The organism is Uliginosibacterium flavum (assembly GCF_040566545.1).
Taxonomy (GTDB): Bacteria; Pseudomonadota; Gammaproteobacteria; order Burkholderiales; family Rhodocyclaceae; genus Uliginosibacterium; species Uliginosibacterium flavum.
Genome location: NZ_JBEWZI010000003.1, coordinates 69,856 through 96,777, shown reverse-complemented (window position 1 = coordinate 96,777; position 26,922 = coordinate 69,856). Strand labels below are relative to the sequence as shown.

Sequence of the window (26,922 nt, the reverse complement as noted above, 5' to 3'; positions counted from 1 at the left end):
TCGCGGGGCTGGGTGGCGAGGCGCAAGCGCCGGTATAATCGCCCGCTTCTTGCTTGCTGCTTGTAGTACTTTTTTGCCCGGAGTCATCTTTCAATGCTGATCGCATTCGTCCTCCTTTATCTGCTGGTGTCCATCGGGATTGGTCTGTACGCCGCGACACGCGTCAACAACGCGACTGACTACGTCACTACCGGGCGCCATCTGCCGTTCTACATCACGGTTGCCACAGTGTTCGCGACCTGGTTTGGCGCCGAAACGGTGCTGGGCATTTCCTCGACCTTCGTCAAGGATGGGCTCTCAGGCATCATCGCCGACCCTTTCGGTTCGTCCTGTGCGCTGATCTTTTTCGGCCTGTTCTTTGCGCTGCCGCTGTACCGCATGAACCTGATGACGCTGGGCGATTACTATCGCCGCCGTTATGGCCGCAGTGTTGAAATCATCACTTCGGTGGTGATCACGATTTCCTACCTCGGTTGGGTCGCCGCGCAGATCGCGGCTCTCGGGCTGGTGTTCTCGGTGTTGTCGCACGGCGCGATCAGCCGTGATCAGGGTATGCTGATTGGCACCGGCGTGGTGCTGCTGTACACCCTGTACGGCGGGATGTGGTCGGTGGCGCTGACCGATTTCATGCAGATGAGCGTCATCGTGATCGGCCTGGTCTATATCGCCTGGGCAGTGGGCGGCATGGCCGGTGGCGTGGACGTGGTGGTGGATCACATGGCGCAGCACGACAAGCTGCAGCTGCTGCCGCAGGGCGGGACGATGGAGTGGGTGGCCTTCATCGCCGCCTTCTCGACCATGGCGCTGGGGTCGATCCCGCAGCAGGATGTATTCCAGCGCGTGAATTCGGCACGCAATGAAAAAGGCGCGGTGTGGGGCACCTTGACCGGTGGCGTGGCGTATTTCTTCTTTGCCTTCGTGCCGCTGTTCATCGCCTATTCCGCCAGCATCGTGGCACCGGATCTGGTGGCGACACAGCTGGCACCCGGCGGTGATTCGCAGATGATCCTGCCGCGTTTGGTGCTGGAGCACATGCCGGTCTTCGCTCAGGTGATGTTCTTCGGCGCGCTGCTCTCGGCGATCATGAGCACGGCTTCCGGCACGCTGCTGGCGCCCTCGGTGACCTTCTCCGAAAACGTGCTGCGCGGCTTCTTTCCCGGCATGAGCGATACCCACTTCCTGCGCATGACGCGGATCATCGTGGTGATCTTTACCGCGCTGGTGCTGACGTTTGCGCTCAACAGCGAGGCCTCGATCTACCAGATGGTCGAGCAGGCCTACTCGGTGACCCTGGCCATGGCCTTTGCACCGCTGGCCTTCGGCTTGTACTGGAAACGCGCCACCAATCAGGGCGCGATCCTGTCCATCGTTTGCGGTGGCGTGGTTTGGCTGAGTTTGTTGTTGCCACTGATGGGCTGGGTTGAGGGGCCGGAGAGCTGGGTAGCATTGGCCAAGGCCGTGCCGCCGCAGTTTTTCGGTTTCCTGGCGAGTGTGGCGGCTATGATCGTCGGCTCTTTGTTGCCGCAGTGGATCCGCAATACGCCGGATCAGCAGCACGCCCATGCGCGCACCCACCATGACGTGGGGCATGCTCATGCCAGCGCCGCGGCCCAGCACACGCCGCCCAGGCCCTGACATGGCCCACTCCAGCCGTCTGCCGCGCTACCTGTGCATTGCCTACGCGCTGCTGACGCTTTACGTTTGTCTGCATCCGTTCAAAGGCTGGGTGGATTCGGGCGTGCATCCGCTGGGTTTCTTGCTGTTGCCTTGGCCGAAGTACAACCTGTGGCTGGACGTGCTTCTCAACGTGCTGGGTTTCATGCCATTCGGTTTCATGTTTGCCGCCGCCCTGGATGAGCGCCGCCGCGTCGGCCGTGCGGGGCGCATCGTCTTGCTGGCAATGCTGGCGAGTGGCCTGCTCAGTTTCAGCGTTGAACTCCTGCAGAACTTCCTGCCGACGCGTGTCGCTTCCAATCTTGATCTGGCGACTAATCTGCTGGGGGGTGTGCTGGGAGCTTTGGCGGGTTTGCGCTGGGGCCGCGTCTTTCACGAAGGTGGACGCGTGCAGCGCTGGCGGGCGCGGCATATCCCTGCGGGTCACATCGGTGAAGTCGGCATCCTGTTGATCGCCTTGTGGTGGCTGACACAGCTGGAGCCGACGACCACGCTGTTCGGCAACGGGGATCTGCGCGTGTTGTTTGATCTGCCTGCGCCGCTGGCTTTTTCTGCCCGCCGCTACATGTTGCTGGAAACGGCGATTGCTGCCTGCAGCACGCTGGCGCTGGGTTTGCTATTGATGCGCTGCCTGCGCGAAAGCAGCATCGGCATGCTGGCCGTGGTGTTAACGCTGGGCCTGGCTCTGCGCTCGCTGGCCGATTATGTCTTTCTGGTGCCTGCCGATCCGCTGCATTGGGCCAGCGTGGGTGGCTTGCGCGGGCTCGCACTGGGGCTGGTGTTGCTGGCGGTGGTCAGCCGGCTGCCGCGCTGGAGCCAGCATAGTCTGGCCAGCCTGACCCTGTTGGTGTCGACCGTGCTGGTTAATCTGGCGCCGGACAATCCGTATGTGGATGCTTCGGTGCGTACGATCCAGGAAGGCCATTTCCTGAATTTCTATGGCCTGACCCAGCTCTCCGCAGCGCTGTGGCCCTTTTTTGCCCTGGCGTATCTGTCGGCCCAGGCTGCGGTGACGCGGCGTTATTGAGCCGGCTGAGCTGCCTGCGGCAGAGGGCTAAAGATTGAGTGGGCATGCTTGCAGAGCCCCGTTGGGTAAGGGTTTGCAGACATGCATGTTGGAGAGGCAGGCCGGGAGCGGCTCTCCAGCCGGTATTCTTGATTGGACCCGCAAATAGTGACACGTGCTGGTGTAGGGCCGACTTCAGTCGGCCGGCCGAGCCTAGTGTGCGACTAATGTCGCACCTACGGTTCAAACTCGATTTGGGCCCAATCAATAGTCCAGTGGCACTTCCACCACCAGTTCGGCGCCTCCCTCGGGGCGATTGTGTGCGTGAATGTTTCCAGCATGGGCGAGGACGATGCGTCGGCAGATTGCCAGCCCCAGGCCGGTGCCGCCCGCGCCAGTGCGGCTCTTGCTGCTCTGGACGAACTCGTCAAAGATCGTTTCCAGTTCGTCCTCCGGAATGCCCGGGCCGTCATCGCGCAGACGCAGGCGCAGCTGCTTTGTGCCAACAGGACTGACGCTGGTATCAAGCAGGATGGTGATGCGTCCGCCGCCCGGGGAGAACTTGAGCGCGTTGGATAGCAGGTTGCGGATCACCTGACTGAAACGCAGGCTGTCCAGCTCGGCATTGGGCAGATCAGGGGCTTCGTCGATGCTGACGCGGATATTTTTCTGTGACAGAAGCGCGTCGATTTCCAGCAAGGCTGCATCGACCAAGGGGCGCAATGGCTGCATGCGGCATTCCATGTCCATGTGACCGGCTTCGAATTTCGACAGATCCAGCAGATCGTCGATCAACGCCAGCAGGCGTGTGCCGCTGGTCGCGATGCGATCAAAGTAGTCGTGCAGTTTTGAGTCGCTGGTCTTGCTGCTGCCCAGATGCGAGAAGCCCAGGATGGCATGCATTGGCGTGCGCAATTCGTGCGACATGTTGGCCAGAAACAGGCTCTTGGCCTGATTGGCCTCCTCGGCATAGCGCCTTGCCTGTTCGGCAGCATTGAGGGCTTCGGCCAGGCGCAGGCGCAGCTCAAAGGCCTGGCGTAAATTGGCGGCCGCTACCCGGCCACTGATCAGCAGGGTAACGGTAAAGATGAACAGGATGAGTCCGGTCCACGCCTCCAGCGTGCTGTGCTGGCTGGCCTGGATGATGACGGAGGGCGCCAGCAGGCAAACGAAGAAGGCGGCGTAAGCCTGTTTCAGACTGACCAGTGACATTACTGCGCCGGCCGCCACGCCGAGCAGGCAGAGTGGGGCCAGTGGCTGCATGGCAGGCGAGATATGCACATACAACAGTGAACCCAGCGCCCCCCAGATCAGGCCGGAGGCTCCCGCCAGCAAGGCGATGCGTTTGACCCACTGTGGCCCTCTGGCCAGACGCCGCGCATCGCGCTGCCAGCGCAGGTCCAGGACCAGACGGCCTGCGGCGATCAGGTTCAGCAGCAGGGCCCAGGCATACAGCAGCCAGCTCGGCGTGATATCCGCGTGGAAGGCCAGCAGCACGAGCACGCTGGCCATAGCCGACGCGGCGAGGGCGCGTCGCGTCAGTTCCAGATGCTGACGAATCTGCATCTCCTGAACGCGCGCGGCCATGGTTTTTTCAAAATCAGGAACGTTTCCGCCCACCTCAGACTCCTCCTTCCATCTCTACGGCGCCCGTCGGCCTGACTTGATCTGGTCCGAAGGGCAGGAGGTGCCTCTGTGAAGATTGGCTGAAGAGCCGCGCCGGGCGGCCCTCTTCGTGAGGGTGTGCTGAAGAAGTCCGCCCGGCACGGCTCTTCGGGCAGGCTTAGACCTTGATCCCGAAACGTCCCAGCAGTTCGGCGGTTTCGAACAGTGGCAGGCCCATGATGCCGGTGTAGGAGCCCTGGATTTCGGCGATGAAGGCGGCCGCGTGGCCCTGAATGCCGTAGGCACCAGCCTTGTCGAAGGGCTCGCCGCTGGCGATGTAGCGCTGGATGTCGTCCTCAGACAATTCGCGAAAACGCACCGTGCTGATGTTCAGGCGGTGTTCCATGCGGCTTTCGGCGGCGATGGCGACGGCGGTCAGGACGCGATGGGTGCGGCCGCTGAGCTTGCGCAGGATTTCGTCGGCATGATGTTCGTTGTCCGGCTTTCCGATGATTTCGCCATCCAGTTCCAGCGTGGTGTCGGCGGACAGGATCGGTTGCGGGCGCATCTTGCGCCAGCCGATGCGGCGCAGCGCGCCGTCGGCCTTGGCGCAGGCCACGCGCACGACGTAGGTTTCGGCATCCTCGGCGGGCAAGGTGGCTTCCGACACGTCGTCATCTTCACGCGGCGGCACGCGGAACATCAGGGTGTCGAAATCGACGCCGATCTGGTGCAGCAATTCCCGCCGGCGCGGGCTGCGCGAGGCGAGATAAATGCGGGGCGGCAGGGTCGGAATCATGTTGGATAGGCTTTCATTCGCGATGGTATGGGTGATTGTTATGCAAACTCCATGCACGGTAAAGCGCCTCGGCCAGCAGCGGACGCACCATCGCGTGCGGCAGGGTCAGGCTGGAGAGGCGAATTTTTTCGTGTGCCTCGGCCTTCAGGCCAGGGTCGAGGCCGTCCGGGCCGCCGATCACGAAGGCCACGTCATCGCCGCCGCCCATCCATTTCTGCAGACGTTCGGCGAGTTGTTTGGTGCTGACATCGTCACCGCGTTCGTCCAGTACCACCAGGCGCCGCCGCGCCGGCAGGGCCGCGCGTAGACGCTCGGCTTCGGCGGCCATCATCGCGGCGGGTGTCTTGCCGGTGGTGCGGGGCTCGGCCTTGACCTCGATGAGCTCCATCGGGCAGTCGCGCGGCAGGCGTTTGGCGAATTCGGCGTAGCCGGTTTCCACCCAGCCCGGCATCTTCGTGCCCACGGCTGCAATGATCAGCTTCATTCCGACTGCGCAGCCGCCTCGGCTTCGGACTCGGCGATCTGCTTGCGGCGTCCGGCCGGGGTCACGTTCCACAGCTCTTCGAGCTTGTAGTACTCGCGAATGGCGGGCTGCATCAGATGCACGACCACGTCGCCCAGATCGAGCAGCACCCATTCGCCGGTTTCCACGCCTTCCATGCCGACGATCTCGCCGCCGGCTTCGCGGACTTTTTCCTGCACGTGATGCGCCAGGGCGCGGGTCTGCCGGTTGGAGTTGCCGCTGGCGATGATGACGCGGTCAAACAGGGCGTTGAGTTTGCTGACGTTGATGACTTCAATGTCGACGGCTTTGATGTCTTCGAGGGCGTCGACAACGATTTTTTGCAGCTTGCGGATATCCATGTGGTGCGGGCTCAGCGTGAGTAGAGATGGTGGGATTGAATATAGTCGAGAACCGCGCCAGGCAGCAAAAAGTGGGCGTCTTCGCCTTGGGCGAGGGCATGGCGGATCAGGGTGGCGGAGATTTCCAGCGAAGGAATCGTGAAGGGCACGATGCTGCCGCTGGGCGTGGCATGCAGGGATTGCGGATTCTGGCTCAGACGCTGCGGGCACTCATCGGCCAGATCGCCGCCGTTCAGCGCATCGGCCAGCACGTAGCCGGGGCGGGTTGCCACCGCGATGTGCGCCAGGGCGAAGATCTCGCGCCAGCGGTGCCAGCCGGGCAGGCCAAGGAAGGCGTCGGCGCCGAGGATCAGCACCAGCGGGCGTTCGTTGCCCAGCTCGGCGCGCAGGCGCTCCAGCGTCGCGACGGTGTAACTGGTCTGCTGGCTGTGCACTTCGGCGGGATCCACGACCAGTCCGGGCAAGCCCTGCGCCGCCAGTTCGGTCATCGCCAGACGGTGTGCCGCTGGCGTGCCGGGGCGGGCGCGGTGCGGCGGCTGGCCGGCCGGGATCAGGCGGATGGCGTCCAGACTGAGGCGCTGGCGCGCCTCGATGGCCAGACGCAGATGGCCGTGATGGATCGGATCGAAGGTGCCGCCGAGAATGCCCAGCGCGGTTTGGGCGCTCATGCCGTGGGCCACTCGCCGAAGATGTCGCGGGCGCAGCTGTAGAGCGTGGCGCACAGCACGGGCACCAAGACCATCAAGCCGATGCCGAAAAGCAGTCCGAGGACGGACGCCAGAAGCTGAATGAGGATGCCGAGCAGGCCAAGGATCAGTTGCATGACCAGCAGGGCGCCCAGATTTCGCCAGCAGGCCACAAAACTGAAAAACAGCGCCTTGATGAGCGGGGTTCTTTGCAAGGCCATCAAAGGCGCAGCGAAGAAGGAGGCCAGTTGCAGGGGAATGAAGAACAGGCTGGTCCAGCGCACCACGCGTTCGAGCTGCGCCTGCAGGGCCGGCGGCAGCTCAGTGCTACCTTTGGCGGCGAGCTCAGTAAAGCTGCCCAGATCGAAATTGCAGACCATTACGGCCAGCATGAAGCACAGCAGCATGCCGAGAAAATTGATCCCGGTAAGCGCGAGCAGGCCGGGAAAACGTTGTTTGGTGAAGCAGGCGAAGAGCAGTTTGGGGTGCGCGCTGTGATTCTGGGCCCAGCTGCTACACACCAGAAACATGCCGACCTGCAGCGGAAAAACCAGCAGTAGCGCCAGCAGTGGGCCGATGCCGGGAATCATCATGGTCAGCAGCAGGCACATCAGCATGGTCATGGCTGAACCGGTCAGCGCCAGCGGCGCGCTGCGCCACAGCGCGAAGCCGGCTTGTAACCAGACCCAACCCCGGCGGGCGGGGAATTTATTGGCCTGCATCAGGCGTTTCTCCGGCAGGCGCGGCGAAAAGATCCTGATAGGCCGCATGCAGGGTACCCACCACCAGCGGGATGTATAGCAGTACGCCCAGACCCAGTGGGATCAAGGCCAGCACGAACAAGACATACAGGATAAAGGCCAACAAGAGGATCGCCCCGATGTTGCGCAGACTCGCGGTGAGTGACAGGCGCATGGCGTCCAGTGGGGGGGCCTTGACCTCCATGACCAGGGCTGGCGCGAACAGCATCGCCAGCAGCAGCAAACCCCACAGCACGAGGAACACGCCCAGCGCAATTCCCAGATCGACCAGCATGCTGATCAGGTCGCTGGCGAAGGTGTTGATCGTGCCGCCCACCGACAGGCCGAACAGGCTGACGAGCAGACCGCCACCCAGTGCGAGCATGACCAGAAGATGGGCGAGAATCAGCGGGGCCGCGTAAAACAGGCCGATCAGGGTCAGGTTGCCCGGGTGGCGGCGGAAGCCTTCAAACAGCTGCAGGAAATGGGTCTGGCCGTCCTGCATCTGGCTGGCTGCTGCGTGCAGCATGCCGCCGAGGAGCAAGGTCAGCAGCAGTGGCGGCACGATCGGGCCGATCAGGGGAATCGGCACCAGCAGGGTTGCCAGGGCCAGCAGCACGAAGGAGCACAGTGCCATCAGCGTCCAGTCGGCTGGATGCGCGGCATACATGCGCCAGCCGCTGGCCAGCCAGCTAAAGCAACGGGAGGCTGGAACGCGCTGTGGCACGGGCAGATGATGGCGGCCGTGGCGGGCGGGCGGGGTGATGCTGGATGGTGACTGGGTCATGGCCGAAGCGGGCGGGCGAGTGCTGAAAAAGGAGCTCGCGAAGGCTAGCACAGATTGCTGCGCCCTCCCATTCACGCCGCCTGCTGAACCTGGTGTTGAAAATGTGACAAAGTTGGCAGTTGGCGGAATCATTCGCCGATTAGACTATGGCCCTGCTCGCACAGTGGTGTGAGAAAACCCCGAGTTGAGCGTCTCACGAAGTCGAACCATGCCTAAATTCTGTTTTTTTCGCGTTTTTCGTTGCGCCTGTTTTTCGGCGGGCATGTTTGTCTTGGCATTCGGGGGGCTGACGGCAAGCGCTGCAGGTGAAGCGGCTTACTTCGAGGATTTGCCGACGGTGCTTACCGCCTCGCGCCTGCCCCAGCCGCTGAACGAAGCGCCCGGCGCGGTCACGGTGATCGAGGGTGAACTCATCCGCGCTACGGGCTACCGGGATCTGGCGCGAGTTTTCCGTCTGGTACCCGGCATGCAGATCGGGCAGGAGCGCGGTAACAGCTACTGGGTGACCTACCACGGGCTTGGAGCCAATTTTCCCTCCGAGTTGCAGGTGCTGGTTGATGGCCGCTCGATTTACTCCATGGCCAATTTCGGCGGGGTTGACTGGACTACCCTGCCCGTCTCGCCCGAGGAGATTGACCGGATCGAAGTCGTGCGTGGACCGAACGCCGTGAGCTATGGCGCCAATGCCTTCATGGGGGTGATCAACATCATTACCTACCATGCCGCGCAAAACCCGATCAATCGGGTTCGCGGCAGCGTGGGTAACGCCCAGCTCAAGGATCTCGACGGTCTCGTAAGCACCAAGGCAGGCGGCGCTGCCGTGCAGCTGGCCGCTTCGAGCAAGCACGATACGGGCTTTACCAATCTGCATGATTCGCGTCGCGTCAAAACCGGCAGTCTGCGCAGCGACTGGCGCGTTTCCAATCGCGACGAATTGACGCTGCGTCTGGCGGCCAGCAGTGCACGGCGTGGTGATGGTTACGAGGACTCGCTGTTTAACAGCGTTGGCCCTCGCGACACTCACAGCGATGCGCAATCCGTGCACGTCAAGTGGGCACATACGCCTGCTGCGGACGCTGAAATTCTCGTGCAGGCTTACCACAATCAGGAAAGTTTCCGCGATGCCTGGACTGCTGCCGTGCCAGCCGGATTCCCTTACGGCCCGAGTTCACCGGATGTGAACCGGAACCGCAAGGGCACGCGCGATCAGGTGGAATTCCAGTCCCGCAATTCTAGTGTTGCACGCCAGACGGTGTGGGGTGCAGAAGCGCGCCGCGACACCGTGGATGCGCCTTTCATGTATGCCGCCGGCAATCCGGAGCCGACTGATCTGTATCGCCTATTCGGCAATCTGGATGAGCGCTTGACACAGAGCCTGAATCTGAATTTCGGCGCGGCGCTGGAAAAATATCGTGGCGAACCCGCCCATCTGGCGCCACGCGCCTTTCTGAACTGGCAAGTGGAGTCTTCACAAACCCTGAGGCTGGGCGGCGCCCGAGCCTGGGGCCAGCGCCCGACCTTCGAGAAGGAAGGCGACACCCGCGTCATTGATCCGGCCACGGGGGCGCTGCTGGTCCATCACCAGCCCAATCCCGATCTGCGTCAGGCGCGCATCGACAGCATGGAAATCGGTTACCTCGGGCGTTTCAAGCCATTTGCCAGCAGCCTGGACGTGCGGATTTTCCGGGAACGCGTGCGCGACTACATTGCCCGCTTTTCCGTCAATTCTCCGGCCACCGCCGCGCTGGAACCTTGGATCGGATCCCTGCAATACCAGAATTTCAGTCGTCCGGTCGTTTTGCAAGGTGCCGAATATCAGGCCAAGTTCAAACCCTGGACGGGAGCGAACATCATCTTCAATCACGCGATGATCGACCGCCGTTCCGGTGATGAAAATATCGATGACCGGATCGCGCCTTACACCGCCACGCTGGCCTGGCAGCAGCGCTGGACCAGTCACTGGAGCAGCATGATCAGCGCCGCGCGGGTTGGCCCCATGGCCGGTGCCGATGGCATCGCCACGAGCGAGCCTTACGTCGCCAAGGCCTATACCAGCTTTGATGCGCGCATCGCCTGGGCTTCACGCTGGGCGAGTGGCGGTCAGTACGAAATCTCCCTCAGCGCGATCAATCTGGGCAAACGCCATCAGGAAATTCCGGATCGCGGCGTGCAGGCCTATCGTTCCATTCTGGGCGATACGGCGCCGGCCAATAGCGTCTCACGAACAGTCTATCTGTCGCTGGCCAGCGATTTTTGACCCGAAATGCCACTTGACCGCGGGGCGGTGTCGCACGCATCGTTATGCCTGTGCGTCATTCTCAGCGAATGCGCCTCAGCAGCACCGGCCCAGGCGATGCCATCTTATCGTCGTGACTGAAAGGAAGCGCAGATGGAAAATGAAGTGAGTAAAGAAACGAGCCCGGCACTGGCCGCCTCGCAGGAGTCGCGCAACATGGCGCTGCTGATCTGGATCGGCAGCATCTTCTTTGGCTTCATCCCCAGCCTGATTTTGTATCTGGTGAAAAAGGACGATGCCTATGTTCAGGACCAATCCAAGGAAGCCTTGAACTGGTCGATCACCGCTACCATCGGCTACGTGGCCGGCGTGATCCTGACCTTCATCCTGATCGGCGTGCTGGTGCTGGCTGCCTTGGGCATCATTCATCTGGTGTTCTGTGTGATGGGTGCGATTGCGGCCTCCGAAGGCAAGACTTTCCGCGTACCTTTCGCGCTGCGACTGATCAAATAAGCCGGGTTGGCAATGAAAACGGGCGCCTGTGGGGCGCCCGTTTTGTTTTTACAACAGACCTGCCTGAAAAGCCGCAATGGGCGGACTTCTTCAGCATGCCTTGCTGGAGAAGTCCGCTGGAAGCGGCTCTTCAGCGCTATCGCTTCGTTCTCTTCAAAAAGGCCTTCAGGGCCCGTCCGGTATGCGAATCGGCTTTCAGCACGCCAGCCAGTGGCCCTTCATACACCACGCGCCCGCCGGCATCGCCGCCTTCCGGCCCCATGTCGATCAGCCAGTCAGCCTCGGCCATCACGTCCAGATCATGCTCGATGACCAGCGCGGTGTTGCCGGCTTCGACCAGACGGTGCAGCACGGTGATCAGCTTCGCGACATCCGCCATATGTAATCCGACGGTGGGCTCGTCCAGCACGTAGAGCGTGTGCGGGCTCTTGAAGCGTGAGGCGCGCACGGCCGGATCGGTTTTGACCTTGGACAGCTCGGTCACCAGCTTGATGCGCTGCGCTTCGCCACCCGAGAGCGTCGGCGAAGCCTGGCCCAGGGTCAGGTAGCCGAGGCCGACGTCCTGCAGCAGGCGCAGCGGATGCGCGGTTTTCGGATGCGCGGCGAAGAACTCGACGGCCTCGTCGACCTCCATCGCCAGCACCTCGGCAATGCTCTTGTCACGCCAGGTCGCGCTGAGGGTTTCCGGGTTGAAGCGCTGGCCGTTGCATACCTCGCAATGCACCTTCACGTCCGGCAGGAAGCTCATCGCCACGGTCTGCTGGCCGGCGCCTTCACAGGCCGGGCAGCGCCCTTCGCCGGTGTTGAAGGAGAAACGCGCCGCGCTCCAGCCGCGCAGCTTGGCGGTCTCGGTGCCAGCGTAGAGCTTGCGGATTTCGTCCCAGAAACCGACGTAGGTGGCCGGGCAACTGCGTGGTGTCTTGCCGATCGGCGTCTGGTCGACTTCGAGCACGCGGCCCACGGCCTGCCAGCCCTCGATGCGCTCGCAGCCCTGAATACCGCTGACGGCCTTGTGGGTGCGCGGCATCGGTTTGGCGGACTTGCGCCCGGCCGGCTTGGCCGCATCCTCATCCTCGCCGCCGATCAGGCGTTTCAGGTTGGCGTGCAGCACGTCGCGCGCCAGCGTGGATTTGCCCGAGCCGGACACGCCGGTGACGACCGTCAGGCGGTTCAGCGGTACGCGCACATTCACGTCCTGCAGATTGTGTTGTTTGCCCCCCGTCAGGACGATGAAGGGGTCTGTAGACTGAGGCGCAGCGCGGCTGTGCAGCGGGTGCTGGAGTGGATCGCGCAGGCATCGACCGGTGACGGAGTCGGGCGAGGCAATCAGTTCCTCGGCCGTGCCTTGGGCGATCAAATGCCCGCCACGCGTGCCGGCGCCGGGGCCGAGATCAAGCACCTCGTCGGCGCGGCGGATGGTTTCCTCGTCGTGCTCCACCACCACCACCGTGTTGCCCTTGGCGCGCAATGCTTCGAGCATGTCCAGCAGCACGCCGTTGTCGCGCGGATGGAGTCCGATCGAAGGCTCGTCGAGCACGTAACACACGCCGCGCAGATTGCTGCCGAGTTGCGAGGCAAGCCGGATGCGTTGCGCCTCGCCGCCGGACAAGGTCGGCGCGCCGCGTTCCAGCGCGAGGTAGCCGAGGCCCACGTCGTGCAGGAAGGCCAAGCGGTGTTTCAGCTCGCTCATGATGTCGCGGCCGATGCCGGCTTCGCGGCCGGTCAGTTTCAGCGCATTGACCCATTCGCCCAGCGCGTCGACGCTGCGCTTGCTGTAGTCCGTAATCGACGCGTCGCGATAGCGCACGGCACGCGCCACCGGGTTCAGGCGCTCGCCGTGGCAGGCGCGACAGGCGACTTCGGCGCCGCCTTCGTCCAGCCCGGCGAATTCCATCTCGGCGACGTCGACTTCCGCATCTTTCATCCACACCGGAATCTCGACGCCGGTGCCGCAGCAGCTCTCGCACCAACCGTGCTTCGAATTGTAGGAAAACAGGCGCGGATCAAGCTCCGGGAAGCTGGTGCCGCAACTGGGGCAGGCGCGCAGGGTGGAGAACACGGCTCCGTCATTCCCGCGAAGGCGGGAATCCAGTGACTCTTCTTGTGGCGTCAAAGACGCTGGATCCCCGCCTTCGCGGGGATGACGATCTGGTGTGATCACGCGAATTGTGCCCTTGCCGATGCCCAAGGCGCCGGCAAGCTTCTCGCGCAATTCGGCCTCGTTGTTGGCGCGCACCTCGACATCGCTAACCGGCAGTTCGATGTTGTGTTCCTTGAAGCGGTCCAGCCGCGGCCAGGGCGCGACCGGCAGAAATTCGCCGTCCACGCGCAAATGCGTGTAGCCCTTGCCCTTGGCCCATTTCGCCAGATCGGTGTACAGCCCCTTGCGATTGACCACCAGTGGTGCAAGCAGGCCAATCTTCTGGCCACGATAATCGCGCAGCAGACGCGCGGCGATGGCGTCCTGGCTTTGCGGTTCGATGGCGCATTGGCAGTCCGGGCAGTGCTGGGTGCCGAGCTTCACGAAGAGCAGGCGCAGGAAGTGATGCACCTCGGTCAGCGTGCCGACCGTGCTCTTGCGCCCGCCACGGCTGGTGCGCTGCTCGATGGCCACGGTTGGTGGAATGCCGTGGATCGCATCCACATCCGGCTTGCTCGCCGGCTGCACGAACTGGCGTGCGTAGGCGTTCAGTGATTCCAGATAGCGGCGCTGACCCTCGGCAAACAGGATGTCAAAGGCCAGCGTGGATTTGCCCGAACCGGACACGCCGGTGACCACAGTGAACTTGTTGTGCTGGATCGCCAGCGAGATGTTCTTGAGGTTGTGCTCGCGGGCGTGGGTGATGGTGATGGCATCGTTGATCGGACGATAAGTCGCGCGCGTTTCGGCAGCCTGTAGGGTGGGTTCGGAGCGCAGCGACAACCCACCGTTGGTAATGGCGCGAGAGGCGTCCTCGGCCAGCGCCCGTCCGGTATGCGAGCGCGTGCAGGCGATCACATCCTCGACCGTACCTTCGACGAGGATCTCGCCACCCCCGTCGCCGCCTTCGGGGCCGAGATCGATCAGCCAGTCGGCAGCGCGCATGACGTCCAGATTGTGTTCGACGACCAGCACGGTGTTGCCGGCATCGACCAGCGCACGCAGGGCTCTCAAAAGTTTTTCGATGTCGCCGAAGTGCAGGCCGGTAGTTGGTTCGTCAAACAGGAAGAGCGAGCCTTTGGTCGAGGCTTTTTTCTTCGAGGACTTGGTCGCATATTCCGCCAGATGCCCGGCCAGCTTGAGGCGCTGGGCTTCGCCGCCGGAAAGTGTCGGCACCGGTTGGCCCAGCGTCAGGTAATCGAGGCCGACGTCGACCAGTGGCTGGATGCTGCGCACGACGTCCTTGTCATGGCTGAAGAAGGCCAGTGCATCGGCGCAGGTCAGCTCCAGCACCTCGGCGATGTTCTTGCCCTGGAATTGCAGCTCCAGCAGTTCGGGGCGATAGCGTGTGCCGTCGCAATCCGGGCAGCGCAGGTAGACGTCGGAGAGGAACTGCATCTCGACGTGTTCGAAGCCGTTGCCGCCGCAAGTCGGGCAGCGCCCGTCGCCCGAATTGAAGGAAAAAGTGCCGGCGGTGTAGCCGCGCTGTTCGGCTTCGGGCAGGGCCGCGAAGCGTTTGCGGATCACATCGAAGGCGCCCACGTAACTGGCCGGATTGGAGCGCGTGGTCTTGCCGATCTGGCTCTGATCGACCATGACGATGGCTTCGATCAGCGCATCGCCTTCGAGCCTGGCGAAAGCGCCGGGCGCTTCGGTGGCTTCGCCCTTGGCCTTCTTCAGTGCGGGATAGAGTACGTCCTGAATCAGCGTCGATTTGCCCGAGCCGGAGACGCCGGTGACGCACACCAGCTTGCCCAAGGGTACGGCAAGGTCGACGTTTTTCAGGTTGTTGGCAGTGGCGCCGAGCAGGCGCAGGCGTGGTGTCTTGGCGTCGACGGTCTGACGCACGAGGCCGGCATCGACCTTGCGTTGGCCACTCAAAAATTGCGCAGTAAGTGAGCCCCCGGTGTGGGCACAATCGCCCACACCGCCCCCCGAGGGGGCAGCGCCAATCTTGGGGCGGCCCTGCGATTGGCTTGGTGTCTCTGCGCTTGCCAGCAGTTCTTCCGGTGTGCCGTTGAAGACGATGTGTCCGCCGGCCGCGCCGGGGCCGGGGCCGATGTCGACAATGCGATCGGCATTCAGCATCACGGCCGGATCGTGTTCGACCACCACCAGCGAATTGCCGGCATCGCGCAGGCGGCGCATCACGCCGTTGATGCGTTCGATATCGCGCGGGTGCAGGCCGATGGAGGGCTCATCGAGCACGAACAGCGTATTCACCAGCGAAGTGCCCAGCGCGGTGGTCAGGTTGATGCGTTGCACCTCGCCGCCGGAGAGCGTGCGACTCTGGCGATCCAGACTCAGATAAGCCAGACCGACCTCGCACAGATAGCTCAAGCGGCCACGGATCTCGTTCATCACCAGATCGACCGCATCGCCGCTGCTGCCTTCGATCTTCAGCGCGCGGAAGAAGTCGCGGGCGCGTTCGATGGGTAGAGTCATCGTGTCGTGCAGCGACAGGCCGGGCAGGGCTCGCAGGGCTTCGCTGGAAAGGCGCATGCCGGTGGGGCGGAAACGTTGGCGCTGCGCGGGAACGTACTCCCCTCGCCCGCTTGCGGGAGAGGGGCTGGGGGAGAGGGCACGCGTGACAAGCACCCTCTCCCGGCCCTGCGGGCCACCCTCTCCCGCAAGCGGGAGAGGGGAAATGCCAAGCGCCACATCGGCCTGTTCTTTCGAGCCAATCCGCCACAGCAGCGAATCCGTCTTCAGCCGTGCGCCAGCGCAGGCCGGGCAGTCGGTGTAGGCGCGGTAGCGGCTCAGCAAGACGCGGATGTGCATCTTGTAGGCCTTGGTTTCCAGCCAGTCGAAGAAGTGGCGCACGCCGTACCAGTATTTCGGCCAGGAACGCTGCCAGGTCTTGAACTCCGGCTCGCCTTCCATGACCCAGATGCGATGCTCTTCAGGCAGGTCGCGCCAGGCGATGTCGGTGGCCACGCCACGCAGGCGCGCCATTTTCATCAGGTCGTCCTGACACTCGTGGTAGCTCTCGCTCTGCCAGGGCTTGACCGCGCCGCCGGCCAGGGTCTTCGATTCGTCCGGCACGATCAGGCCCGGATCAATGCCGACCACGCGGCCGAAACCCTTGCAGGTCTCGCAGGCGCCGACGGCGGAGTTGAAGGAAAAATTTGCGGAGCTGGGCGTGGCGTAATGGATGTCGCACTCGGCGCAGTGCAGATCCGCAGAGAACTTCCAGATCTCGTGAGTCGCGAGTCGCGAGTCGTGAGTCGCTTGGGATGCCTCGGGTTTTTCGACTTGCGACTTGCGACTTGCGACTTGCGTCACGACCGCTTCGCCGCCCAGATGCACTTCGACTTTGCCGTTGGCCAGACGTAGCGCCGATTCCAGCGCCTCGGCCACGCGCGCGGTTTCGGTGTTGCCGAAGCGGAAACGGTCCACCGTCACCAGCAGGCGTTTGTCATCTTCGGTGATGCGCGTGAAGCCCTGGCGCTCCAGATGGACGCGCATTTCCTCTATGGTGAAATTCTCGGGAATCGGCAACGGCGCGACGATGGCCAGCCGTGGATCCTCATGGGCAGGGCAACGCGCGGCCAAGCTGGCGAGGATGGTCTGTGGCGTTTCGCGCTCGACCTTTACGCCGCAGCCTTTGCAGTACAGGTGGCTGGCGCGGGCGTAGAGCAGCTTCAGATAGTCCGCCAGCTCGGTCATGGTGCCGACCGTGGAGCGCGAGGTGCGCACCTGATTGCTCTGATCGATGGCGATCGCCGGTGGCACGCCCTCGATGGCGTCGACCTGCGGCTTGTCCATGCGGTCGAGGAACTGGCGCGCGTAAGGCGAGAAGGTCTCGACGTAGCGGCGCTGACCCTCGGCGTAGAGCGTGTCGAAGACCAGCGAGCTCTTGCCCGAACCTGACGGCCCGGTCACCACCACCAGCTCGCCGATGGGAATGTCCAGGTCGATGTTCTTCAGGTTGTTCTGGCGTGCGCCGCGAATGCGGATGTACGGATGTTGAGACATGGCTGGGGGAGTCCGGCAAGTTTTTTTATGTGTGCCAGAATTGTCGCAGGATCACCTCACCAGAAGGGAGTCATGATGATCAATCTTCGTCACGCCGTAGTGCATGCCCGTCATGGCGACTGGGACAAGACTCACCTGATGGTGCGCGCCGATGAATCCCTGCTCGGCACCTGGCTGCACGGCATCGTGCACATTCAGGAGGGCGATTTGGAGAATGCCAGCTTCTGGTACGCCAAGGCTGGGCGCAATTTCGCCCAGCATGGTTCGGCCGAGGAAGAGCTGGGTAAGCTGGAGTCGGAATTGCAGGATTGAGTTTGGCTCCCTTTGCGGGCGCCAGTAGTGAGCTTCTGAACTGATGACACCACCTTCAAAATCGTCATTCCGGATCAAGTCCGGAATGACGCGGCGGGGGGATTGTTGCGGAGCCCGCGAAGCTCTTCGCCTGCGTCTGTGAGTTGCCCGAAGATCCCCATCAGACGGCCCTGTGCAGGCAGTCTGCCTGAAGAGGCAAGCGGGGTGCGGCTCTGCAGAGGCCTATTTCGTGAAAGTTTCCTTGGTCTTCTTGCCCACATCCTTGCCCACGTCGGCGGCGTCGCTCCCCACCTTTTTGCCGACATCTGCCGCGCCGTGATAGACCTCGACGGCCGTGTCCTTGACGACTTTGGCGGCTTCGACGGCGCCATTGGCCACCGCTTTGGCGCCCTCGGCCACTTCACCGCTGGCGGATTTGGCGCCTTCCTTGACGCTCTGGCCCGCGCAGGCGGCGAGCAGGGCGCACAGACTGAGGATCAGGATTTTTTGCATGGAGATCTCCTTGGGTTTGCGCGAAGGATACGCCAGCCGAACAATACAAAACACCACCGTCCGACAGGCTCCCGGAAATGCAAAAGGGGCCCGCAGGCCCCTTTCTCGAATCAGCAACAGCGCAAATTACTTCACGCGGCTCTTGTATTCGTCGGTGCGGGTGTCGATTTCGATCTTGTCACCGATTTCGACAAAGGCCGGCACCGGTAGTTCAAAACCTGTGGCCAGACGCGCCGGCTTCATGACCTTGCCGGAGGTGTCGCCCTTGACGGCGGGTTCGGTGTAAACCACCAGACGCTGCACCATGGTCGGCAGTTCGACCGAAATGGCTTTTTCGTTGTAGAACACGACTTCGCACTTCAGGCCATCTTCCAGATACTTCAGCGCGTCGGTCATGTTGTCCGGCTCGATTTCGTACTGGTTGTACTCGGCGTCCATGAACACATACATCGGGTCGGCGAAGTAGGAATAGGTCACTTCCTTGCGATCCAGCGAGACGACTTCGAACTTGTCGTCGGCCTTGTAAACGAATTCGGAACCGGCTTCGGTCAGCAGGTTCTTGAATTTCATCTTGACCTGGGCGGAGTTGCGGCCACCTTTGGAGTATTCAGCGCGCTGCACGACCAGTGCATCGGGACCAACCATCACGACGTTGCCGACGCGGAGTTCTTGAGCGGTTTTCATAGGGACACCTTAAAGCGGCGCCCACGAGCGCCTGACGAAGTTTACAAAGCCGGGCATTCTAGCAAGTTTTTGCAAAAAATCAGCAGCTTGGATGCCAAATCGCCGTGTGAGACAAGATTTTGCGTCCATTGTTCCGAATGCGTTTGCAGTGCTGGCAGGGCGGCAAGCATGGCGGGCCAGTGTGCGCCAGCCTCTGCCTCGTCCTCCCAGGCCTGCCAGAGGTCGCGCAGAGCTTGGCTCTCGGCCGGGCTGAGTGCAGCGCAGTACAAGTCCAGAAAGGCGGCCAGTTTGGCCAGGTGCGCGCCTTCCTCCTGCTGATAGATGTGCCACACGCAAGGATGATTGGCCCATTGGGCCCGCACGAAGGAATCCTCTCCACGCACGAAATTCAGATCGCAGGCGGCGAGCAGGCGGTCGTAGTCGGGCTGGGTCAGGAAGGGCAGGAAGGCGAGGGTGAGGCGGCCGTGGCGCAGCGAAGCGCCTGCCCAGGCCTGCACTTGCGGTACATGCCGCCCGGCGGTGACCGCGCAGAAGATCTCGCGTTCACCATTTGCCCAGGCGTCGAGCAAGTCGGGCAGGGCGGCGTTTTCATAAGCGAACAGGGATAGCTTCAAGACCCTCTCCGGTGGTGGCTCTACAGCCATGCTGCTCCAGAAGGCTTGCTGTGCGTGCCTGTCCAGCCTGAAGGCCTGCAGATCAGCGAGCAGTGCGGCTTCGCGGATCAGTCCGCCGGTGTCAGGGGTGAAGCCGGGGAAGAAGAAGTATTTGAGCAGGGGCAGGCGTGGATGCGGCGAGGGCAGGCCATGGCTGCCTGCCGCCCAGGCTTCGGCCGTCAGGTAGTCGAGATTGATCCAGGCGGGTCGCTGCGGGCGGGCGGCCATGGCGCTGATATAGGCGTCGGGCGGATCGCAGGCGAAGGCTTCGATCACGATGTCGGCGGCCTCGGCGTGCGTGGCGGCCTCCCACGGGCAGATCGTCACTCCCGCGATAGCCTGCGAGTTGGCGTGGGCGTCGACGCGGGCTTCCAGGCGCGCGAACACCGCCAGGTCATCGACCCACAGGCGCACCGCCAGGCCATGCTCAGCGACGAGCTGGCGGGCCAGTCGCCAGCACACGCCGATGTCGCCATAGTTGTCGATGACTTTGCAGAAGATGTCGCAGCGCAGGGTGGGCATTGGCGGGGTCGGAGGCGTGGGCGGGCGTGCGCTGTGTTACGTTAGCGCACCCCGACATTTTCGCAGCAAGTCAAAAAAATATGGAAAAACAACTCAAAGCCGATGTGCGTGGCCTGCTGAGCCGCCTGCCCCTGTTTGCGGTGGTCGATGCCGAGTCGCTGGACCGCATTGCCGAGACCGTCGGCGAGCATCGTTTGGTGCGCGGCGAAGTGCTGTTCCGCCAGAACGACCCCTGCGACGGTTTTTACGTGGTGGTGCATGGCCAGATCAAGCTGGCCGTGACCTCGCCCAACGGCAACGAGAAGGTGCTGGAAATCATTCCGGCACGCATGAGTTTTGGCGAAGCCGTGATGTTTCTCGACCGGCCCTTCCCGGTGGCGGCCGAAGCCTTGACCGATTCGCTGGTGCTGAGCATTCCGCGTGAGCCGGTGCAGGAGCTGATCGATACCAACAAGCTGTTTGCGCGCAAGATGCTCGCCGGCCTGTCGGTGCGTCTGCATTCGCTGGTCAAGGATGTGGAAGGCTACGCATTGCGCTCGTCGTCCCAGCGCCTGATTGGCTACTTGCTCGGTGAGGCCGGTGAAGGCGGGCTGGCGCAAGGCGCGCTCGAAATCGATCTGCCGACCAGCAAACAGGTGCTGGCCTCGCGTCTGTCGGTGACGCCGGAAACCTTTTCGCGCATCCTGCACACGCTCAGCAGCGCCGGGCTGGTCGAGGTGGATGGCAAGACCATCCGCGTGCCGGATGTGTCCAGGCTGCGCGACTACGAAGCCTGATTCCTGCGATGGAGGTCGCTTTCACGTAGGGCCGACTTTAGTCGGCCATCCGCGCGTGGAGTGCGACTGAAGTCGCACCTGCACAGACGTACCCTCCGCACCAATCAGCTAGAATCTGCGCTCTGCCCGCATCCTGGAACACCTTATTCATGACAATTCCCCTGCAAGATTTACTGGCACGCAACCAGGCCTGGTCCCAGAAACAGCGCACGCGCGACCCGGAGTACTTTTCGCGTCTGGTGTCTCAGCAGAATCCGGAGTTTTTGTGGATCGGTTGTTCCGACAGCCGCGTGCCGGCCAACGAAATCATCGGGCTGGCGCCGGGTGAAGTCTTCGTTCATCGCAATATCGCCAACGTCGTGGTACACACCGATCTGAATTGCCTGTCGGTGGTGCAATACGCGGTGGATGTGCTGAAGGTGAAGCACATCCTGATCGTCGGTCATTACGGCTGCGGTGGCGTCAGGGCGGCTTTGCAGGACCAGCGCGTTGGTCTGGCCGACAACTGGTTGCGGCATGTGCAGGACGTGCGCGACAAGTATCGTGGCGGCTTGCGTGCCATCGAGGATGTGACGACGCGGGTGGATCGCCTGTGCGAATTGAATGTGGTGGAACAGGCGCTGAACGTGGCTGAAACCACCGTGCTGCGCGACGCTTGGGCGCGTGGGCAGGAGGTCGCCGTGCATGGCTGGATCTACGATCTGGCTGACGGCATCGTGCGCGAGCTGGGCACCAGCATCGAACGTGATGATGACGCCCCGGGGATTTATGAGGCGGCAGTGTCAGAGATCATGCAGCGGGTTTGACGCTCGTCCGGGCGTGAAATGGTGAGCGAGCAGGCGTAATCGAGTCGCAGGTTATACTCGGCGAAATTTTTGGGGAGTGGGCATGTCTTGTAATTCCGGTGTTCAGCGTGATCAGTGGGGCGGCACTCTGGCCGGCGTGCTGATCGGCTTGCTGGTCGGTGCGGTGATTGCCGTGGGCGTGGCGCTCTATATCAACTTCGGCCACAAACCTTTCAAGGCAGAGGGGCCGACCGCGCGTCCGCAGCAGAGCGCGCCGGTGGCGACGCAAAGTGTCCCGATTAGCCTGCCCGGCAAGCCCGGCGACCAGCCCGTCGGCAAACCCAAGTTCGATTTTTACAAGATCCTGCCGGGCGGCGAAGCTGCGTCAACACCGGTGGAGGACAAGCCGGTCGAGGTCGTGGCAGAGCGCATCTATCTGCAGGCCGGGGCCTATCAGAATCCGTCAGACGCCGACAATCTGAAAGCACGTCTCGCGCTGATGGGGATCGAGGCTACGGTGCAACGGGTTGACCTGGGCATCAAGGGAATTTTCTATCGGGTGCGTCTGGGAACTTTTGGCTCGACTGATGCGGCCGAATCCATGCGTGCCCGTTTGGCGACTGACGGGATAGAAAGCGCAATTGTGCGATCGAAGCCCTGAGTCTGACTCGCCCCTTTGTTAAGTAATGGTTATGACTTTGAAACCATTTATGAGCATGAAAGTCATACCCGTTTCCCTTACCCCCAACCCCTCTCCCCAAATGGGCGAGGGGCGCTTCGAGAAGTCGCTCTGCGACTTTTACACTATCGAATCTGGAGAAGTTTCATGCAACGTCGTCACATCCTGAAGTTTGCTGCTGTCACTGCATTGCTAGCCCTGAGCAGTTTTGCCCAAGCCCAGCAGCCGGCTTATCAAACCTTGAATCCGGCGCAGCCGACGGTTGGTAACGGGCAGATCGAGGTCATCGAATTTTTCTCGTATGGCTGCTCGCACTGCGACAGCTTTGATCCGATCCTGGCCAAATGGCGTGGCGAACAGGCCAAGGATGTGGTCTTCAAGCGCGTGCCGGTGTCCTTTGGCCGCCCTGAATGGGCCGCCTTGGGGCGTTTGTATCTGACGCTGAATGCGCTGGGCCTTTCCGACAAGCTTGATCCCGCCGTGTTCGATGCGGTGCATCGTGGTCGGGTCAAACTTGACGACGAAAAGACACGTAATGAGTGGCTGACCAAGCAGGGCGTCGATGTGCGCAAGTTCAACGACACCTGGCGCTCTTTCAGCATTGATTCGCTGGCCAAGCGCAGCGAACAGCAGTCGGCAGCCTACAAGGTTATGGGCGTGCCCGCGCTGGCGATTCAGGGCAAATACATGCTTGAAGGCGGGGATCCGAAAAGTCTGGTCACGGCCAGCAGCCTGATTGCCAAAGTGCGCGGCCCGGTGGCTGCGGCGCCAGCGGCAGCGCCGGCGCCAGCGGCAGCGGCAGCGAAGAAACCTGCAGGCAAGTGAGCGTCGCCCCGCAGCGCGTCTTCATTACGGGCGCGTCCAGCGGGATCGGCGCGGCATTGGCGCGCGCCTATGCTGCACGCGGCGCCACCCTGGGTCTGGTGGCGCGGCGGCTTGAGGCGCTCGACGCCTTGCTCCTGAGCCTGCCCGGCGAACATGCGGTGTACGTCGCCGACGTGGCCGAACCCGAGCAAGTCGCCGTCGCGGCGCGCGCCTTCGTCGAGCGTTTCGGTTTGCCGGATGTGGTGATCGCCAATGCCGGTGTTTCGGCCGGCACGCTGACCGAGGAACGCGGCGATCTGGCCGTGTTCGAGCGCGTTTTGCGGACCAACCTGCTTGGCATGGTCGCCACGTTTCAACCTTTTGTCATGGATATGCGCCGCGCCTGTGCGGGCCAACTGGTGGGGATTTCCTCCGTGGCGGGTGTGCGTGGTCTGCCCGGTGCTGGCGCTTACAGCGCGTCCAAGGCGGCGGCGAGTCGTTATCTGGAAAGCCTGCGCGTCGAGTTGCGCGGTAGCGGCGTGCGGGTCAGCGAGATCCGCCCCGGCTATATCCGCACGCCGATGACCGACGTGAATACCTACGCCATGCCTTTTATCATCGATGCGGACGAGGCGGCGCTGCGCTTCATCCGGGCGATTGATCGCGCCGCGCCGCGCGCCACGATTCCCTGGCCGATGGGTGTCGTGGCCAAGCTGCTGGCGCTCGTACCATGCTGGCTGTATGACCGGCTGGCGGCCAGGGCCGGACGCAAACCGCGCGGCCTGAAGCTGTAATCGCCGCATGCCGGGCAGCGTCTCTCGCGGCATCTTTATCCGTCTGGTATTGGTCACTCTGTTCTGGGGTGGCACCTTCATTGCCGGGCGTTTTCTTGCCCAGAGCATGCCGCACTTCGTTGCCGCGACGCTGCGTTTCTGCTTCGCCCTGATCGGTCTGGGTGTCTATGCCTGGGCCTTCGGTCGGCACATCGTATGGCCACAGGGGCGGCAGTGGTGGCTGATGCTGGCGCTCGGCGCGAGCGGTATTTTTGCCTACAACGCCGGCTTCTTCGCCGGCCTCGCCCAGGTGCCGGCTAGCCGTGCGGCCCTGATCGTGGCCGCCAGTCCGGTGCTGACGCTGTGTGCGGTGCAGTGGCTGCAGCGCGCGCGCTGGGCCGGGCGGCAAGTGCTGGGCGTGCTGCTGTCCTTTGCCGGGGCGGTGATCGTCGTCTCGCATGGCCAGCCGCTGAGCCTGTTTGCCGGCGCGGTCGGGCTGGGTGAGTTGTATATCTTCGGCGCGGTGCTGGCCTGGGTGGTTTACACCCTGTTGCTGCGCTATCGCGCGCAGGGCATCGATGCCCTGTCGCTGACCTTCTTCTCGATTCTTTGCGGCACAGTCATGCTGGCGATTCCGGCCGGCTTCGAATGGCAGGCGGCCGGTTGGCATTTGCCGACCCTTACCGCTTGGGGTGCAATGGCCTACATGGGCCTGCTGGGCACGGCACTGTCTTTCGTCTGGTACAGCCAGGCCGTGGCCGAAATCGGCGCGGCGCGCGCCACCCAATTTACCAATCTGGTTCCGGTCTTCGGCGTGTTGCTCTCCGCCCTGATCCTCGGCGAGCCCTTGCTGTGGGCCAGTCTGGGCGGCGGTGTGCTGGTGCTGGCCGGGGTGATGCTGGCCAGTCGTTCCTCTGCAAGGCACACTGCCTGAAGACTGGCGTCTGTCGGCCCTGAGCGGGTAGATGCCTTGTACAGGCCCGGCCCGCGCGGCTTGGCAGACGGTGTCCAGTATGAGTCTGCGCTGCCGATAAAACCTCTTTCGCCTTGCGAGTCATCCACCATGAAAACGCTTTTCATCCTGCTGCTGCTTGTTCTACCCGGGTTCGCCCTGGCGCAGAGCGATGCCGATCTGGTCGCCGCGCGCATTGCGCAATTTCGTCCCGCGCTGCTCGACGAACATCCGCGCCTGCTCCTGCGTCCGGCGGATCTGCCGGCACTGCGGGAATTCATCAAGATCCTGCCGGCACAGCCCGACGGCGCCATGCTGGCCAAGCTGGCGCTGCCGCCGCTGGACAACAAGGTGTTGATCGCCGAGCCGCGCGCGGTGAAAAACGGCACGAGCGAGGGCACGAAGCAGTGGCAAGCCGGTTACAAGGCAGCCAATGACACCGCGGCCTGGGCGCAGCGTTACGCGCTGGCCTGGCTGATCACCGAAGACCCGGCCTATGGCCGCGAGGCCGCGCGCTGGCTGCTGCATCTGGCCAGCTGGAACATCGACCGCGAGACGTATCGCACGAATGACGAACTCTTCATCCAGTCGCTGCGGCCGATGATCTTTGCCTACGACTGGGCTTATGCCGCTTTGACGCCGGAGGAGCGCGCCATCGTTGGCAAGGCACTGATCGCGCGTATGACGGTGCTGGCCGCCCAAGTACAGCCCAAGTTCAGCCTGACACAGGCCGGTGCGCCGGACAATGGCCTGAGCCACCCGATGCGCTTCATCTCGACGCTGGGGCAGGGCGGGCTGGCACTCTTTCACGAGACGCCGGATGCGCCGGGCTGGCTGGCTTGGAGCTATGAGTATTACCAGCGCCAGTTCCCGGTGTGGGGCGGGCCGGCCGGCGGCTGGGCCGAGGGCTTGAACTACTGGAGCACCGGCATTTCGCAGCACCAGCGCTTCCTCGAAGGCATGGTCCTGCTCGGTTTCAATGAACCCCTGCAGCGCCCGTTCTGGCGCAACACCCCTTACTACGGGCTGTATGGCCTGATGCCTTACGGTGGCTCGTTTTTTGGCGATCTCAGCAACATCATGCGGCCCTCGGGCAGCATCGCCCTGATGATGGAAAAATTCGCCGTGCTGAACGCCGATCCGTATCCGCTGGCCTATGCCAAGGCGTTGCGCCAGAAACCGCCCACGGCTTTCAGCTACTACACCTACGATGGCATCGATTCCGTCCTGCAAAGTTTTCGCAGCGCGCAGGCCAAGCTGCCCGAGGCGAAGCTGGCCGATCTGCCACAGAGCCACTATTTCGATGACATCGGCGTGGTGACGATGCACTCGGCCTTGGGCGATGCGGCGCGCGACATCATGCTCGGCTTCCGTTCCAGCCCGCGGGGCTCGGCCAGCCATGGTTTTGCGGATCAGAACAGCTTCGTGCTCAACGCCTTCGGTCAGCCACTGGCGATCAACTCCGGCTACCGCGAGTTCTACGACAGCCCGCACCACGTCGGCTGGAGCCGTCAGACCAAGGCCAAGAACGCCATCCTCTTCGGCGGCGAAGGCCAGCGCATCAAAGACGCCTCGGCCAGCGGGCGCATCACGCGTTTTGCCGACGGGGCGAGTTTCAGTTTCGCCAGTGGCGACGCCACGCGCGCCTATGCCCCGCATGCCGAGCGCGCCTTGCGGCACGTGTTCTTTGTGGGGCGCCGTTACTTCGTGATGCTTGACGAAGCAGCCGCATCCGAACCCGTTCAGTATCAGTGGCAACTGCATGCGCGCAGCCAGATGACGCTCGCGCCCGAGCGCAATGAAGTCGTCCAGCAGCAGGGCGATGCGCGCCTCGCCGTGCGCTTTCTTGTCCCGGCGCCGGGTGCGCTGACGCTCAGCCAGACCGATGCGTTCAGCCCGCCGGTCGGTGCCAGCTATCAGGCGAAGATGCCGAACGAATGGCATGTGACGGCCAAAACGAAAGTTGCCGCAAAGCAGCAGAATTTCCTGACCCTGCTCTACCCGTGGCATGCCTCCGAGAGCGGCGCCCAGCCTGCCTCACAGAGCATGCAGGCTGCACAGGGCCACGCCATGCGGCTCTCCGGGCAGGGGCTGGATGAAATCGTCTTGATGGCCCGCGAGGCCGAAAAACAGGTCGAAGCGGGCGATTGGAAGCTTGCCGGCATGGCCGCCAGTTTTTCCACGCAAGGCGATACGCTGCGTTTCAGCTTGATCGAGGCGACGCGTCTTGCCGGGCCGCTCAGCCTGCAGATCAGCCAGCCGATCAGTCTGGAAGGCGTGCGTAATGCCAATGGATTGAATCTGACGGCCAGTCTGACTCAGCCGCTGACGCTGCAGCTCAAGCCCGGTTTCTCGGTGAAAAGCGTGGCCGGTGCGCTGAGTTGGCAGCAGGCGGTGGATGGTGGCGTAACGCTGCAGCTGGCTGCCGGCCCGCTGCAGCTGAGCGTGCTCAAGTAGGGCGA

General features: G+C 62.9%; 23 protein-coding genes. 12 read left to right on the top strand and 11 right to left on the bottom strand.

What is annotated here, in order from left to right; genetic code table 11:
• Nucleotides 1–93: 93 nt before the first annotated feature.
• Nucleotides 94–1,635 (top strand): high affinity choline transporter 1, encoded by a 1,542-nt coding sequence (locus tag ABXR19_RS03750; protein WP_354599754.1) that lies wholly within the window; start codon nucleotides 94–96, stop codon nucleotides 1,633–1,635.
• Between the two features lies 1 nt (nucleotide 1,636).
• The gene (locus ABXR19_RS03745) at nucleotides 1,637–2,701 is read left to right on the top strand and encodes a VanZ family protein (RefSeq protein ID WP_354599753.1); all 1,065 of its coding nucleotides are present in this window, start codon (nucleotides 1,637–1,639) and stop codon (nucleotides 2,699–2,701) included.
• A gap of 243 nt (nucleotides 2,702–2,944) precedes the next feature.
• Here the strand turns inward: ABXR19_RS03745 and ABXR19_RS03740 are convergent, their stop codons facing one another.
• The 7 genes from ABXR19_RS03740 to ABXR19_RS03710 form a co-directional block, all read right to left on the bottom strand.
• On the bottom strand, nucleotides 2,945–4,267 hold the full coding sequence (locus ABXR19_RS03740; RefSeq protein WP_354599752.1) for a sensor histidine kinase: 1,323 nt from the start codon (nucleotides 4,265–4,267) through the stop codon (nucleotides 2,945–2,947).
• Between the two features lie 196 nt (nucleotides 4,268–4,463).
• The gene (locus ABXR19_RS03735; protein WP_354599751.1) at nucleotides 4,464–5,084 is read right to left on the bottom strand and encodes a Maf family protein; all 621 of its coding nucleotides are present in this window, start codon (nucleotides 5,082–5,084) and stop codon (nucleotides 4,464–4,466) included.
• A 13-nt stretch (nucleotides 5,085–5,097) separates the two neighbouring features.
• Nucleotides 5,098–5,568 carry a 23S rRNA (pseudouridine(1915)-N(3))-methyltransferase RlmH gene (rlmH, locus tag ABXR19_RS03730; protein ID WP_354599750.1) on the bottom strand — a complete coding sequence of 157 codons (471 nt, stop codon included), beginning with the start codon at nucleotides 5,566–5,568 and terminating at the stop codon, nucleotides 5,098–5,100.
• Nucleotides 5,565–5,948 (bottom strand): ribosome silencing factor, encoded by a 384-nt coding sequence (rsfS, locus tag ABXR19_RS03725; protein ID WP_354599749.1) that lies wholly within the window; start codon nucleotides 5,946–5,948, stop codon nucleotides 5,565–5,567. The genes rlmH and rsfS overlap by 4 nt, the downstream gene beginning before the upstream one ends.
• Before the next feature lie 11 nt (nucleotides 5,949–5,959).
• Entirely contained in the window at nucleotides 5,960–6,616 is a 657-nt protein-coding gene (gene nadD, locus ABXR19_RS03720) for a nicotinate-nucleotide adenylyltransferase (RefSeq protein ID WP_354599748.1), read from the bottom strand.
• Nucleotides 6,613–7,356, bottom strand: coding sequence for a BPSS1780 family membrane protein (locus ABXR19_RS03715; RefSeq protein WP_354599747.1), 744 nt, complete (start codon nucleotides 7,354–7,356; stop codon nucleotides 6,613–6,615). The genes nadD and ABXR19_RS03715 overlap by 4 nt, the downstream gene beginning before the upstream one ends.
• On the bottom strand, nucleotides 7,343–8,161 hold the full coding sequence (locus ABXR19_RS03710) for a BPSS1780 family membrane protein (protein ID WP_354599746.1): 819 nt from the start codon (nucleotides 8,159–8,161) through the stop codon (nucleotides 7,343–7,345). Before ABXR19_RS03710 ends, ABXR19_RS03715 begins: the two co-directional genes overlap by 14 nt.
• A 208-nt stretch (nucleotides 8,162–8,369) precedes the next feature.
• On the opposite strand from ABXR19_RS03710, the gene ABXR19_RS03705 reads away from it, so the two are divergent.
• Both ABXR19_RS03705 and ABXR19_RS03700 read left to right on the top strand, forming a co-directional pair.
• Entirely contained in the window at nucleotides 8,370–10,418 is a 2,049-nt protein-coding gene (locus ABXR19_RS03705; protein ID WP_354599745.1) for a TonB-dependent receptor plug domain-containing protein, read from the top strand.
• A 144-nt stretch (nucleotides 10,419–10,562) separates the two neighbouring features.
• Nucleotides 10,563–10,910 carry a DUF4870 domain-containing protein gene (locus ABXR19_RS03700; protein ID WP_354599744.1) on the top strand — a complete coding sequence of 116 codons (348 nt, stop codon included), beginning with the start codon at nucleotides 10,563–10,565 and terminating at the stop codon, nucleotides 10,908–10,910.
• A 136-nt stretch (nucleotides 10,911–11,046) separates the two neighbouring features.
• Here the strand turns inward: ABXR19_RS03700 and ABXR19_RS03695 are convergent, their stop codons facing one another.
• The gene (locus ABXR19_RS03695) at nucleotides 11,047–17,028 is read right to left on the bottom strand and encodes an excinuclease ABC subunit UvrA (RefSeq protein ID WP_354599743.1); all 5,982 of its coding nucleotides are present in this window, start codon (nucleotides 17,026–17,028) and stop codon (nucleotides 11,047–11,049) included.
• 72 nt (nucleotides 17,029–17,100) lie between these two features.
• Here ABXR19_RS03695 and ABXR19_RS03690 point away from each other — a divergent pair, with 72 nt between their 5' ends.
• Complete coding sequence (locus ABXR19_RS03690) at nucleotides 17,101–17,340, top strand: hypothetical protein (RefSeq protein WP_354599742.1); 240 nt, start codon at nucleotides 17,101–17,103, stop codon at nucleotides 17,338–17,340.
• Nucleotides 17,341–17,562: 222 nt separating this feature from the next.
• Here ABXR19_RS03690 and ABXR19_RS03685 read toward each other — a convergent pair whose 3' ends face one another.
• From ABXR19_RS03685 to earP, 3 genes are all read right to left on the bottom strand, one after another.
• Nucleotides 17,563–17,832, bottom strand: coding sequence for a hypothetical protein (locus ABXR19_RS03685; RefSeq protein WP_354599741.1), 270 nt, complete (start codon nucleotides 17,830–17,832; stop codon nucleotides 17,563–17,565).
• Between the two features lie 126 nt (nucleotides 17,833–17,958).
• Nucleotides 17,959–18,516: an elongation factor P gene (efp, locus tag ABXR19_RS03680; protein WP_354599740.1), complete on the bottom strand. Its 558-nt coding sequence runs from the start codon at nucleotides 18,514–18,516 to the stop codon at nucleotides 17,959–17,961.
• Between the two features lie 41 nt (nucleotides 18,517–18,557).
• Nucleotides 18,558–19,691 carry an elongation factor P maturation arginine rhamnosyltransferase EarP gene (earP, locus tag ABXR19_RS03675; protein ID WP_354599739.1) on the bottom strand — a complete coding sequence of 378 codons (1,134 nt, stop codon included), beginning with the start codon at nucleotides 19,689–19,691 and terminating at the stop codon, nucleotides 18,558–18,560.
• Between the two features lie 80 nt (nucleotides 19,692–19,771).
• Here earP and ABXR19_RS03670 point away from each other — a divergent pair, with 80 nt between their 5' ends.
• The 7 genes from ABXR19_RS03670 to ABXR19_RS03640 all read left to right on the top strand — a co-directional run bounded on the left by ABXR19_RS03670 (nucleotide 19,772) and on the right by ABXR19_RS03640 (nucleotide 26,917).
• Entirely contained in the window at nucleotides 19,772–20,467 is a 696-nt protein-coding gene (locus tag ABXR19_RS03670) for a Crp/Fnr family transcriptional regulator (RefSeq protein ID WP_354599738.1), read from the top strand.
• A 149-nt stretch (nucleotides 20,468–20,616) separates the two neighbouring features.
• The gene (gene can / locus ABXR19_RS03665; protein WP_354599737.1) at nucleotides 20,617–21,273 is read left to right on the top strand and encodes a carbonate dehydratase; all 657 of its coding nucleotides are present in this window, start codon (nucleotides 20,617–20,619) and stop codon (nucleotides 21,271–21,273) included.
• Between the two features lie 82 nt (nucleotides 21,274–21,355).
• Nucleotides 21,356–21,913 (top strand): SPOR domain-containing protein, encoded by a 558-nt coding sequence (locus ABXR19_RS03660; RefSeq protein WP_354599736.1) that lies wholly within the window; start codon nucleotides 21,356–21,358, stop codon nucleotides 21,911–21,913.
• 165 nt (nucleotides 21,914–22,078) lie between these two features.
• The gene (locus ABXR19_RS03655) at nucleotides 22,079–22,756 is read left to right on the top strand and encodes a thiol:disulfide interchange protein DsbA/DsbL (RefSeq protein ID WP_354599735.1); all 678 of its coding nucleotides are present in this window, start codon (nucleotides 22,079–22,081) and stop codon (nucleotides 22,754–22,756) included.
• The gene (locus ABXR19_RS03650) at nucleotides 22,753–23,529 is read left to right on the top strand and encodes an SDR family oxidoreductase (protein ID WP_354599734.1); all 777 of its coding nucleotides are present in this window, start codon (nucleotides 22,753–22,755) and stop codon (nucleotides 23,527–23,529) included. The genes ABXR19_RS03655 and ABXR19_RS03650 overlap by 4 nt, the downstream gene beginning before the upstream one ends.
• Before the next feature lie 7 nt (nucleotides 23,530–23,536).
• Nucleotides 23,537–24,442 (top strand): DMT family transporter, encoded by a 906-nt coding sequence (locus ABXR19_RS03645; protein ID WP_354599733.1) that lies wholly within the window; start codon nucleotides 23,537–23,539, stop codon nucleotides 24,440–24,442.
• A 129-nt stretch (nucleotides 24,443–24,571) separates the two neighbouring features.
• The gene (locus ABXR19_RS03640; RefSeq protein ID WP_354599732.1) at nucleotides 24,572–26,917 is read left to right on the top strand and encodes a heparinase II/III domain-containing protein; all 2,346 of its coding nucleotides are present in this window, start codon (nucleotides 24,572–24,574) and stop codon (nucleotides 26,915–26,917) included.
• Nucleotides 26,918–26,922: the final 5 nt, after the last annotated feature.